Consider the following 11,505-nt stretch of genomic DNA (forward strand, 5'->3'; position numbering starts at 1 on the left):
CACCCCTTCGGGCATACCCGGTGGACACCCCGGAAGAGACCCCGGAAAAGGCAGATTGAACCCCAGAACAGTCCGGAACTAGCGTTTTCCGCATCGACATCGCACACGAATTCAAAAACAGGCGAAAACACCAACGGGAGACAGCGATGCCCCACCCTTTTCTGGAACGGCTGGAATCCTTCGGGAATACCGAGTCCATCGTGTTCGAGGGCCGGTCCCACGGCTATGACGAGCTGCTGCGCCTCGTCGACGACTGGCGCGGCTTCCTCGACCGCCACCAGGTCGCGGCCGGCGAGGTCGTCACCCTGGAGGGCGCCTACTCCCCGCAGGCCTGCGCCGGCCTGCTCGCGCTGATCGAGCGCGGCGCCGTGGTCGTACCGCTCAGCGCCCTCCCGGCCGCCAAGCGCGCGGAGTTCCTGGACGTCGCCCAGGTCGAGGTGGTGATCCACGTCGACGCGAGCGGCGCCGGGCACCGGGCCGAGCGCACGGGGCGGCGCGCCGGGCACGAGCTGTACGAGCGGCTGCGCGGCACGGGGCATCCCGGTCTGGTGCTGTTCAGCTCCGGCACCACCGGCCGCAGCAAGGCCTCGGTGCTGGACTTCGACAAGGTGCTCGGCCGGTACGGCGAGGCGAAGAAGCCGAGCCGCATCCTGTCCTTCCTCAGCCTGGACCACATCGGCGGCGTCAACACCCTGCTGCACACGCTCAGTCAGGGCGGCACCGTGATCACGGTCGCCGAGCGCACGCCGGACGCGGTGTTCCGGGCGATCGAGGAGCACCGGGTGGAGATCCTGCCGACCACGCCCACCTTCCTGAACATGGTGCTGATCTCCGCGGCCCACGAGCGGTTCGCCACCGGCTCCCTGCGCCTGGTGACGTACGGCACCGAGCCGATGCCGCTGCAGACGCTGCACCGGCTCGGCAAGGCGCTGCCCGGGGTCCGGCTGAAGCAGACGTACGGCCTGTCGGAGCTGGGCATCCTGCCGACGCGCTCCCGGGGCGACGACACGCTGTGGGTGAAGCTCGGCGACTCCGGCTTCGACCACAAGATCATCGACAACGTCCTGTGGATCCGCTCCGAGATGGCGATGCTGGGCTACCTCAACGCCCCGGCGCCCTTCGACGACGAGGGCTACTTCAACACCCAGGACGTGGTCGAGGTGGACGGCGACTGGGTGCGGATCCTGGGCCGCAACTCCGAGATCATCAACGTGGGCGGCGAGAAGGTCTACCCGAGCGAGGTCGAGTCCGTCCTGCTCCAGCTGGACAACATCGCCGAGGCCACCGTCAGCGGCCGGCCGAGCCCGGTGACCGGCATGGTCGTCAAGGCCACCGTGCAGCTGGTCGAGGCCGAGGACCGGCGCGAACTGACGCGCCGGGTGCGGGAGTTCTGCACCGCGCGGCTGGAGCCGTACAAGGTGCCGGCCCTGGTCGAGATCGCAGAGGCGCCGATGCACTCCGACCGCTACAAGAAGATCCGGAGCGCCGCATGAGCGCCGTACCCGACTACGGCACCGGCCATCGCGACCGGGTCGCCCTGATCAGCGGCGGCAGCAAGGGACTGGGCCGGCTGCTGGTGGAGCGGCTGCTGATGGACGGCTGGCGCGTGGCCACGTTCAGCAGGTCGGCGAACGCGTTCGTCAAGGAGCTCCAGGTCACCGCCGAGGACCGGTTCCTGTGGGAGGCCGCGGACCTGACCGACCCCGACTCGCTGCGCGCGACGGTCCGCACGGTGCTGCGCCGCTTCGGCCGGATCGACCTGCTCATCAACAACGCGGGCGTGCTGCACCAGGAGCTGTTCCTGACCACGTCCGCGAAACAGACCTCGACCCTGATCACCGCCAACCTCCTCGCCCCGATCACGCTCGCGCACGCCTGCGCCCGGGCGATGACCAAGCAGGGCGGCGGCCAGATCCTCAACGTCTCGTCCATCAACGCCATCCGCGGCTACCGCGGGGTGGCCGTCTACTCCGCCGCCAAGGCGGGACTGGACGGGTTCAGCCGGAGTCTCGCCCGGGAGCTCGGCGCGTTCGACATCCGGGTCAACTCGATCGTCCCCGGCTTCTTCGACAGCGACATGACGGCCGACGTCACGGAGCGGAACAAGGAGCGCATCCAGGGGCGTACCCCGCTCGGCCGGCTCGGCACGGTCTACGAGATCGCCGATGCCGTGCTCTACCTCATCTCACCCGGCGCCTCGTTCATCACGGGGCAGACCATCGTCGTCGACGGAGGAATCACATGCTGACCACGACCGACATCACCGCGACCGTCCACGAGAACATCAACGCCCTGCTCAAGGAGGCCGGCCGCCCCGTGACGCTGCTGACCGGGGACGAGCCGCTGGCCCGGATCGGGCTCAACTCCCTGCTGCTGGCCCGGCTGATCATCCAGCTGGAGATCGAGTTCGGCGCCGACCCGTTCGAGGAGGACTACGTCATCTCCGACGTGCGAACGGTGCGCGAGCTGACCGACGCCTACGTCGAGACGCTGGCGAACCTCGCCGCGGCCTCCGTCTGAGACCCCGATCCCGGAGCACACGGATCGCCCACCAACGAGCGAAGGACCGAGTCATGTCACAGGAAGCAGTCATCGTCGTCGGGGACCGTTTCGAGGAGTTCCTCGCCAACCGCGGGACCGTGCCGGTCTCCGCCCTGCTGGAGCGGCTGCGCTCCGGCGACCTGCCGGAGCGCCTCGCCCTCAGCGTCGGCCAGGGCCTGAGCACCGAGCAGCTGGAGGAACTGCGCGGGCTGGTCGACCGGCACGCACCGACCGTGACGGTCGCCAAACCCGGCATACCCGAGCGCGCCGAGCAGCGGCTGACCCACAAGCACGACCCGGCCAACGTGCTGATCGGGCCGGTCGGTCAGGTCGGTGAGCACGCGTTCGTCGCCGACCTGGTGCTCGACCAGCGCGTGGAGGTGCTCGCGGACCACCTCACCGGCCAGCACATCCCGGCGATCACCCTGCTGGAGGCCGCCCGCCAGTTCTGGACGGTGGTGACCGAGCAGTTCTACGTCACCGGTCCCGAGCGCACCCGGTTCGTCATCGGCTCGGTGTCGTCCTCCTTCCACAGCTTCGTCTTCCCGCTGGCGGCCACGCTGCGCTACGAGCTGCTGGAGCTGGCCCGCACCCCGGTCGGCACGGTCTTCCGGTGCCGTATCTCCGTCCACCACGGCGACACCCTCGCCAGCGTGGTCGAGGCCGAGTACCGGGTGATCCCCGAGCCGGTCAGCGTCAAGCAGGAGAAGATCGCGGCCCGCCAGGCCGTGGCGAACGGACTGGCCCAGCTGCGCGAGCCGGCGCTCGCCGGCGTGTGAGGAGGCGGAGACCGATGCTGTGGGTCATCCACTGCCTCGACGCGCCGGGCACCGCCGGACTGCGCGCGGACCAGCGGCCCGCGCACTCGGCCCGGTTGCGCGCCGCCCCGGTGGTGCCGGTGCTCTACGGGCCCCTGGTCGCCGAGGACGGCAGCACTCCGGTGGGAAGCCTGATCCTGGTCGAGGCGGAGACCCGCGAGCAGGCCGAGGAGTTCGCCTTCAACGATCCGTTCGCCGTCTCGGGCGTCTGGGAGCGCATCGAGGTCCAGGCGTTCGCGCCCTCGCTGAACTCCCCGGTGCGGCTCACCGACGCCGTGCCCCGCACCGGGGCCGGCCCGGACGGCCGGCCGTGACCTCCGTCGGCGGCCGTACCCGGCTCCCGCACGGTGTCGGCGCCCGGGAGTTCGCCGAGGCACTCACCGCGTTCCGCGCGGTGCTCGGCGACTCCCGGGTGCTGACCGCCGAGGCGGTGGCCCTCACCGGGTACGACGATCCCCAGGCGGTGTGCGGAGCCGGGCACTTCGCCCCCAGCGCCGCCCTGCTGCCCCGCTCGGTCGAGGAGGTACGGCAGCTGCTGCCCCTCGCCGGCCGCCACCGGATCCCGCTCGCCCCCGCCCTGCCCGGCCGCCACACCGGTCTGGGCGGGGCGGCCCCCCGGCTGCCCGGCGCGGTCGTCCTGGACCTCGCCGGGCTGAACCGGATCGTGGCCGTCGACGCCACCTTCGGGCACGCCGTGGTCGAACCCGGCGTCACCTTCGCCGACCTCGCCGCGCACCTCGCCGCCCACCGGCTGCCCTACCGGCTGGACCCGGTGGACCTCGGCTGGGGCAGCGTGCTCGGCCACGCCCTGGACACCGGCGGTCTCGCCCCGTACGAGGACGAGCCGCCGCTGTGGTGCGGTCTGGAGGTCGTCCTGCCCGACGGCGAGCTGGTGCGCACCGGCACCGGTGCCGTGCCGGGCGCGCGCACCGCTCATCTGTGGCCGTACGGCCACGGTCCCTCCTTCGACACCATGTTCGCGCCCCTCAACCTGGGGGTCGTCACCAGACTCGGCGTACGGCTGCGCCCGGCGCCGGCCGACCGCCGCTCCTATGTCGTCACCGTGCCGCGCGCGGACGACCTCGGCCCGCTCGTAGACATCCTGCGGGCGCTGCGCGCCGACGGGACGCTCACCGAGCCGCCCATCGTGCGCGGCCCGCTGCTGGCCGCTGCGGCGGCCGGGCGACGCCGCGAGGACTTCCCCGGTGTGCCGGGCCCGGTGCCCGAGGACGCCGTCGCCTCCGTCGTGCGCGAGCTGCGGCTCGGGCACTGGACCGCGTACGGCACGCTGGCCGGTCACCCGGCCGTGGTGAACGCCCGGTGGGCGGCGCTGCGGGAGGCGCTGGAGCCGGTCCCGGGCGCCCGGTGCACGCTGGGCGAGCCGGGTGCGGACCGGGCGCCGGCCGGGCTGTGGGGTGACGCGGCCGACGGCTGGCTGAAGCACGGCGGGCATCTGGCCGTCACACCCGTGCTGCCGGCCACGGGCGCGGACGCGCTCGGGCAGTACGGCAGCACCCGGCGGCTGCTGCACGCGGCGGACCACGACTACCTGGGCTCCTTCGTGGTGGGCCGGCGGGTCCTGCACCACCATGTGCCGGTCGTGTTCGACGTCCACGACCCGGACGGCCGGGCCGGCGCCCTGGCCCTGGCCCGCCGCCTGGTGACACGGGCGGCGGCCGACGGACTCGGCGTACGGCAGGCGCACCCGGCCCTGATGGACGAGGTCGCGGCGGCCTACGCCGAGCACGACCACGCTCTGCGGCGGCTCGGCGAGCGGGTGAAGGACACCCTCGACCCGGCGGGCGTCCTGGCCCCCGGCAGCCACGGCCTGTGGCCCCGCCGCTACCGCGGCCTCGGCCTGTGACTCCCGGACCGGACAAGGAACCGGACAAGGAACCGGACAAGGGACCGGACACGGATCAGACAGGGATCGGACAAGCGATCAGACACGCGATCAGACAAGGGATCAGACAACGGAAAGGAGACCGGCCATGTCCGTGCAGACCGTGAGCAGCAGTCAACTGGCCGAACTGGAAGAGGAGTTCGCCGCCCCGGCCGTCCAGCCGTCGCTGCGGGCCCGCACCGCGGAACTGGAAGGGCTGCGCTCGGGCGTGGTCGCGGGCGACGCCGCCGCCACCGCACGGCAGCGCGCCAAGGGCAAGCTGACGGCCCGGGAGCGCATCGGGATCCTCCTGGATCCCGGCACGTTCCAGGAGGTCGAGCCGCTGCGCCGGCACCGGGCGACCGGATTCGGCTTGGAGGACAAACGACCGCACACGGACGGGGTGATCGGCGGCTGGGGCACGATCCACGGCCGTACCGTGTTCGTGTACGCGCACGACTTCCGCATCTTCGGCGGCGCGCTCGGCGAGGCGCACGCCCAGAAGATCCACAAGATCATGGACATGGCCCTGGCGGCCGGAGCGCCCCTGGTGTCGCTCAACGACGGTGCGGGCGCCCGCATCCAGGAGGGTGTCACCGCGCTGGCCGGCTACGGCGGCATCTTCCAGCGCAACGTCAGGGCGTCCGGGGTCATCCCGCAGATCAGCGTGATGCTCGGCCCGTGCGCCGGGGGCGCCGCCTACTCCCCCGCCCTGACCGACTTCGTGTTCATGGTCCGCGAGACCGCGCAGATGTTCATCACCGGCCCGGACGTCATCCAGGCGGTGACCGGCGAGCAGGTCACGCAGAACGGGCTCGGCGGCGCCGACGTGCACGCCGCGACCTCCGGTGTCGCGCACTTCGCCTACGACGACGAGGAGACCTGCCTGGAGGAGGTCCGCTATCTGCTGTCGCTGCTCCCGCAGAACAGCACCGAGACCCCGCCCGAGGCGCCCTCGGCGGACCCGCCGGACCGGCTGTGCCCCGGCCTGCTGGACCTCGTGCCGGCGGACCCGGCGCAGCCGTACGACATGCGCCGGGTGATCGAGGAGGTGCTGGACGACGGCGAGTTCCTGGAGGTGCACGAGCGCTGGGCGGGCAACGTGATCTGCGCGCTGGGCCGGATCGGGGGCGCCCCCGTCGGTGTGGTCGCCAACCAGCCGCTCGTGCTCGCCGGGGTGCTCGACATCCACGCCTCGGAGAAGGCCGCACGGTTCGTGCAGCTGTGCGACGCCTTCAACATCCCGGTGGTGTCGCTGGTGGACGTGCCCGGTTTCCTGCCCGGAGTGGACCAGGAACACGGCGGCATCATCCGGCACGGCGCCAAGCTGCTGTACGCGTACTGCAACGCGACCGTGCCGCGCATCCAGATGATCGTGCGGAAGGCCTACGGCGGCGCCTACATCGTCATGGACTCCCGCTCCATAGGCGCCGACCTGTCGTACGCCTGGCCCGCCAACGAGATCGCGGTGATGGGCGCGGAGGGCGCCGCGAACGTCATCTTCCGGCGGGAGATCGCCGCCGCCGACGACCCGGAGGCGGTCCGGGCCCGGCGCGTGGCCGAGTACCGGGCGCAGCTGATGCACCCGTACTACGCCGCCGAGCGCGGCCTCGTCGACGACGTGATCACCCCGCAGTCCACGCGGGCCGTGCTCGCCTCGGGCCTGCGGATGCTGCGCACCAAGAGCGCGCCGCTGCCGCACCGCAAGCACGGGAACCAGCCGGCATGAACGGGATCCGGATCGAGTCGGGCGAGCCGACCCCTCAGGAGCTCGCCGCCGTCCTGGTCGTCCTGCACAGCGTGGTGAACCACCGCGTGGGGGACCTGCCCGCCGATGTCATCCGCCCGGCGTCCTGGGCCCGTCAGGGACGCACCCACCGGCCGGCCGCGGTATGGGGCCGGACGGCGTGACGTGCGCCGGCGCGGGGGCCGGCGGAAACGGGACAGGCCCGGCGCTCGAGAGGAGCGCCGGGCCTGTCGGGGCTGTGCCCGGTCGGGTCAGTGGGCGTGGCCGTGGCCGTGGCCCGCGGCGGCCGGCTCTTCCTCTTCCTTCTTCTCGACGACCAGGGTCTCGGTCGTGAGCAGCAGGGAGGCGATGGAGGCGGCGTTCTCCAGGGCGGAGCGGGTGACCTTCACCGGGTCGATGACGCCGGCCTTGACCAGGTCGCCGTACTCACCGGTGGCGGCGTTGTAGCCGTTGCCCTTCTCCAGGTCCTTGACCTTGGAGACGATGACGTAGCCCTCCTGGCCGGCGTTCTCGCCGATCCAGCGCAGCGGCTCGACCACGGCGTTGCGGACGACCGCGACACCGGTGGCCTCGTCGCCGGCCTTGTCGAGGTTGCCCTCGAGGACCTTGGAGGCGTGGACCAGGGCGGAGCCACCACCGGAGACGATGCCCTCCTCGACCGCGGCGCGGGTCGCGGAGATGGCGTCCTCCAGACGGTGCTTCTTCTCCTTCAGCTCCACCTCGGTGGCGGCGCCGACCTTGATCACGCACACGCCGCCGGCCAGCTTCGCGAGGCGCTCCTGGAGCTTCTCGCGGTCCCAGTCGGAGTCGGTGTTCTCGATCTCGGCCTTGATCTGGGCGACGCGGCCCGTCAGGTCCTCCTGCTTGCCGGCACCCTCGACGATGGTGGTGTCGTCCTTGGTGACGGTGACGCGGCGGGCGGAGCCGAGCACGTCCAGGCCGACCTGGTCGAGCTTGAGGCCGACCTCCTCGGAGATGACGGTGGCGCCGGTGAGGATCGCCATGTCCTGCAGCATCGCCTTGCGGCGGTCGCCGAAGCCGGGGGCCTTCACCGCGACGGCGTTGAAGGTGCCGCGGATCTTGTTGACGACCAGGGTCGACAGGGCCTCGCCCTCGACGTCCTCGGCGATGATCAGCAGCGGCTTGGAGGAGCCGGCCTGGATGACCTTCTCCAGCAGCGGCAGCAGGTCCTGGATGGAGGAGATCTTGCCCTGGTTGATGAGGATGTACGGGTCCTCCAGGACGGCCTCCATGCGCTCCTGGTCCGTCACGAAGTACGGCGACAGGTAGCCCTTGTCGAAGGCCATGCCCTCGGTGAAGTCCAGCTCCAGACCGAAGGTGTTGGACTCCTCGACGGTGATGACACCGTCCTTGCCGACCTTGTCCATCGCCTCGGCGATGAGCTCGCCGACCTGCTGGTCCTGGGCGGACAGCGCGGCGACGGCGGCGATGTCGGACTTCTCGTCGATCGGGCGGGCCGAGGCGAGCAGCTCGTCGGAGACGGCCTTGACGGCGGCGTCGATGCCCTTCTTCAGGGCGGCCGGGGAGGCGCCGGCGGCGACGTTCTTCAGGCCCTCGCGGACCAGCGCCTGGGCGAGCACGGTGGCGGTGGTGGTGCCGTCACCCGCGATGTCGTTGGTCTTGGTCGCCACCTCCTTCACCAGCTGCGCGCCGAGGTTCTCGTACGGGTCCTCGATCTCGACCTCGCGGGCGATCGTGACACCGTCGTTGGTGATGGTGGGGGCGCCGAACTTCTTGTCGATGACGACGTTGCGGCCCTTGGGGCCGATCGTCACCTTCACCGTGTCGGCCAGCTTGTTGACGCCGCGCTCGAGGGCGCGACGGGCGTCCTCGTCGAACTTCAGGATCTTCGCCATGACAGCGGGAGCCCTCTCGGAAATCTATGGGTGGTAAACGACTGCGCCCCGGGCGCCCGGCTTCGTTATCGGTCGCGGGGGCCAGGGGCGCAGCTCAAAAGCAATGAATTGCTTCGAGGTGGTCTTACTTCTCGATGATCGCGAGCACGTCGCGAGCCGAGAGGACGAGGTACTCCTCGCCGTTGTACTTCACCTCGGTGCCGCCGTACTTGCTGTACAGGACGACGTCGCCGACCTTGACGTCGAGCGGAAGGCGCTCGCCGTTCTCGAACCGGCCCGGGCCCACGGCGAGGACGGCGCCCTCCTGGGGCTTCTCCTTCGCGGTGTCCGGGATGACCAGGCCAGAGGCCGTGGTCTGCTCGGCGTCCAGCGGCTGGACCACGATGCGGTCCTCGAGCGGCTTGATGGCAACCTTGGAGCTGGCGGTCGTCACGATCCGACCTCCCCCTTCGGAGATCTCACGGGGTTAACTGTCTGAGGTGGCGACCAGGTCGATCCGTCGTCGCGGGTGCCGGACCTGCCCGTCGCTTTGTTGGCACTCTCCAGTGGGGAGTGCCAGAGCCGAGACTATGACCGCGATTAGCACTCGGTCAAGCGGAGTGCCAATGCCGTGCGGCGCGTCGGCCGGATCCCTGTCGGCGCCGGGCTGTTCGGTGGGCCGGAGTCGCCCCGCCGTCCTGGGGGCTGCCGCCCCCGGACCCCCGCTGTCGGGCCTGGCGGCCCTCGTCCTCAAACGCCGGACGGGCTGGAAGGTGCCGACCGTCGCTAAAAACGCCCCCGGCCCCGAAACGGCCTACAGGTAATCCTCCAGCCGCCCCACCGTCAGCCCCCGCTGCTGCACCCTCCGCAGCACCCGCGCCGTGCGCTCCCTGAGGCTCGGGCCCGTCGTCTCGTCCGGGCCGATCAGGATGATGTCGCCGGGGCGGAGGTGGTGTTCGCCGTGGGTGTAGACGAGGTCGGTCGGGGTCATCGCGGCGCGCCAGAGGACGACCGCGGAGATGCCGCAGCCGGCCGCCGCGCGCAGGGTGGTGTGGTCGTACGCGCCGTACGGCGGGCGGAAGAGGCGGGCGGTGAGGCCGAGGCGGGATCTGAGCCGGTCCTGCTGGCCGCAGATCTCGGCGCGCTGCCCGGCGTACGGCAGTCCGGCGAGCGCGCGGTGGTCGAGGGTGTGGTTCTGGATGCCGGCGCCGAGCCGGTGCAGGCGGGCGAAGTGGCCGTAGGCGGGGGCGGCGACGCTGTCGGTGAGGAACATGCTGACCGGGAGCCGGAGTTCGCGGACCATGTCGACGAAGCGGGGGTCCTGGTCGGCGCCGTCGTCGTAGGTGAGGAAGACGACCCGGTCGTGGGTGGGGACGTGGTCCAGCACGCGGGGCAGGGTGCGGCCGCCGGTCTGCGGGGTGAGCGCGAGGGCGTGGGCGGCGGGCTGCGGCGGGCGGGCGAGGGGCTCGGTCAGGCCCCAGCGGCGGTAGGTCTGGTCGGGGGCGGCCCCGTGCGGGCGCACTCCCTCCGCGGCCTTCTTGCCGAGGCGTTCGATGGGGTCGACTGACTGGGCGCAGCCGGTGAGGAGCAGGGCCGAGGCGAGGAGCGCGCCGAGGTAGCGGGCCGGGCGGCGCCACCCGGAACCCGCGTTGCGGCGGCCCGCCCCCGGCCTCACAGGTAGTCCTCCAGGCGGGCCACGGCGTAGCCCTCACGGGTGACCTTGTTCAGGAAGCGGCGCATGTCGTCGACCATCGTGCCGTTCCAGTCGGAGCGGCCGCGGAAGTGGGTGAGGACGATGTCGCCGCGGCGCATCCTCTGGTCGTCCTCGCGGTACTCCCAGTGGTCGACGTAGACCTCCTCGTTCCAGATCGGCGCGTACTTGATGCCGCAGGCCTTGGCGGCGCGCAGGGTGTCCTGGTTGTAGTTGCCATACGGCGGCCGGAAGACCGTCGGACGCCTGCCGAACTGCTTCTCCATGATGTCCTGCATGCCGCAGATCTCGTCCTTCTGCTCCTCGTAGGACAGGCCCGGCAGGTAGGGGTGGGTCAGCGTGTGGTTGTTCAGGGTGTGGCCGTAGGACTGCATCCTGCGGAAGTAGCCGTAGTCGTCCTTGACCAGGTAGTTGCTGAGGAAGGCGGTGTAGGGGATCTTCAGGTCCTGCATCATCCGCAGGAACTTCGGGTCCTTCTCCGAGCCGTCGTCGATGGTAAGGAAGACGATCTTCCGCTTGGTGGGGATCGTGGTGAAGACGGGCGGCAGGTCCCAGTCCTCCTGGTGACCGACCTCGAAGCCCGCCCGCGCGGTGATTTCCGGTTTCACCCTGGGGGGCGGGGGTGGCGTCAGCGGGGCCCGGTCGAGGCCCCAGCGCCGGGCCGCGGCGACGAGACGGGCGTGTTCGGCCGCCTGACGGTCCTGGGGGCTCAGGACGTGCACGGGGCCCTGAGCGGGGGTGGGGCGGGGCGCGAGCGAGGGGGAGCCGGCACAGCTGGACAAAAGGGCGGAGCAGGCCAGCGCGGCGGCTCCGCGGCCGATGAACCGACGCCCGCACCGGGCCCAATTTTTATCGTTTTGTACGACTACTCGCATGGTGTCGGATACTCCCAGCCCGGAGCCCGGTCCCCGGGCCGACACCGCCGCCGGAAGGCGCACGATCCACCGACT

Annotated in this window: 12 protein-coding genes; 8 read left to right on the forward strand and 4 right to left on the reverse strand. The window is 71.3% G+C overall.

Annotated features, from left to right (window positions below):
• Positions 1 to 146 precede the first annotated feature (146 nt).
• From ABB07_RS15395 to ABB07_RS15430, 8 genes are all read left to right on the forward strand, one after another.
• Positions 147 to 1,493 (forward strand): class I adenylate-forming enzyme family protein, encoded by a 1,347-nt coding sequence (locus ABB07_RS15395; RefSeq protein ID WP_208899259.1) that lies wholly within the window; start codon positions 147 to 149, stop codon positions 1,491 to 1,493.
• Entirely contained in the window at positions 1,490 to 2,248 is a 759-nt protein-coding gene (locus tag ABB07_RS15400; protein ID WP_208899260.1) for an SDR family NAD(P)-dependent oxidoreductase, read from the forward strand. Before ABB07_RS15395 ends, ABB07_RS15400 begins: the two co-directional genes overlap by 4 nt.
• The gene (locus tag ABB07_RS15405; RefSeq protein ID WP_208899261.1) at positions 2,242 to 2,520 is read left to right on the forward strand and encodes a phosphopantetheine-binding protein; all 279 of its coding nucleotides are present in this window, start codon (positions 2,242 to 2,244) and stop codon (positions 2,518 to 2,520) included. Before ABB07_RS15400 ends, ABB07_RS15405 begins: the two co-directional genes overlap by 7 nt.
• A 53-nt stretch (positions 2,521 to 2,573) precedes the next feature.
• Complete coding sequence (locus tag ABB07_RS15410; protein WP_208899262.1) at positions 2,574 to 3,320, forward strand: AfsA-related hotdog domain-containing protein; 747 nt, start codon at positions 2,574 to 2,576, stop codon at positions 3,318 to 3,320.
• A gap of 14 nt (positions 3,321 to 3,334) precedes the next feature.
• A complete protein-coding gene (locus ABB07_RS15415; RefSeq protein ID WP_208899263.1) occupies positions 3,335 to 3,673 on the forward strand; it encodes a YciI family protein in 339 nt (112 codons plus the stop codon).
• Positions 3,670 to 5,223, forward strand: a complete 1,554-nt coding sequence (locus tag ABB07_RS15420) for an FAD-binding oxidoreductase (protein WP_208899264.1) — start codon at positions 3,670 to 3,672, stop codon at positions 5,221 to 5,223. The genes ABB07_RS15415 and ABB07_RS15420 overlap by 4 nt, the downstream gene beginning before the upstream one ends.
• Positions 5,224 to 5,350: 127 nt before the next feature.
• Positions 5,351 to 6,970 (forward strand): acyl-CoA carboxylase subunit beta, encoded by a 1,620-nt coding sequence (locus ABB07_RS15425; protein WP_208899265.1) that lies wholly within the window; start codon positions 5,351 to 5,353, stop codon positions 6,968 to 6,970.
• Entirely contained in the window at positions 6,967 to 7,152 is a 186-nt protein-coding gene (locus ABB07_RS15430; protein WP_208899266.1) for an acyl-CoA carboxylase subunit epsilon, read from the forward strand. The genes ABB07_RS15425 and ABB07_RS15430 overlap by 4 nt, the downstream gene beginning before the upstream one ends.
• Positions 7,153 to 7,239: 87 nt before the next feature.
• Here the strand turns inward: ABB07_RS15430 and groL are convergent, their stop codons facing one another.
• The 4 genes from groL to ABB07_RS15450 all read right to left on the reverse strand — a co-directional run bounded on the left by groL (position 7,240) and on the right by ABB07_RS15450 (position 11,430).
• Positions 7,240 to 8,865: a chaperonin GroEL gene (gene groL / locus ABB07_RS15435; RefSeq protein WP_208899267.1), complete on the reverse strand. Its 1,626-nt coding sequence runs from the start codon at positions 8,863 to 8,865 to the stop codon at positions 7,240 to 7,242.
• Positions 8,866 to 8,989: 124 nt separating this feature from the next.
• Positions 8,990 to 9,298, reverse strand: coding sequence for a co-chaperone GroES (gene groES / locus ABB07_RS15440; protein ID WP_039652762.1), 309 nt, complete (start codon positions 9,296 to 9,298; stop codon positions 8,990 to 8,992).
• Between the two features lie 360 nt (positions 9,299 to 9,658).
• A complete protein-coding gene (locus tag ABB07_RS15445; RefSeq protein WP_208899268.1) occupies positions 9,659 to 10,519 on the reverse strand; it encodes a polysaccharide deacetylase family protein in 861 nt (286 codons plus the stop codon).
• On the reverse strand, positions 10,516 to 11,430 hold the full coding sequence (locus ABB07_RS15450; protein WP_208899269.1) for a polysaccharide deacetylase family protein: 915 nt from the start codon (positions 11,428 to 11,430) through the stop codon (positions 10,516 to 10,518). Before ABB07_RS15450 ends, ABB07_RS15445 begins: the two co-directional genes overlap by 4 nt.
• Positions 11,431 to 11,505 lie beyond the last annotated feature (75 nt).

Source organism: Streptomyces incarnatus (assembly GCF_001027185.1).
Lineage (GTDB): Bacteria > Actinomycetota > Actinomycetes > Streptomycetales > Streptomycetaceae > Streptomyces > Streptomyces puniciscabiei.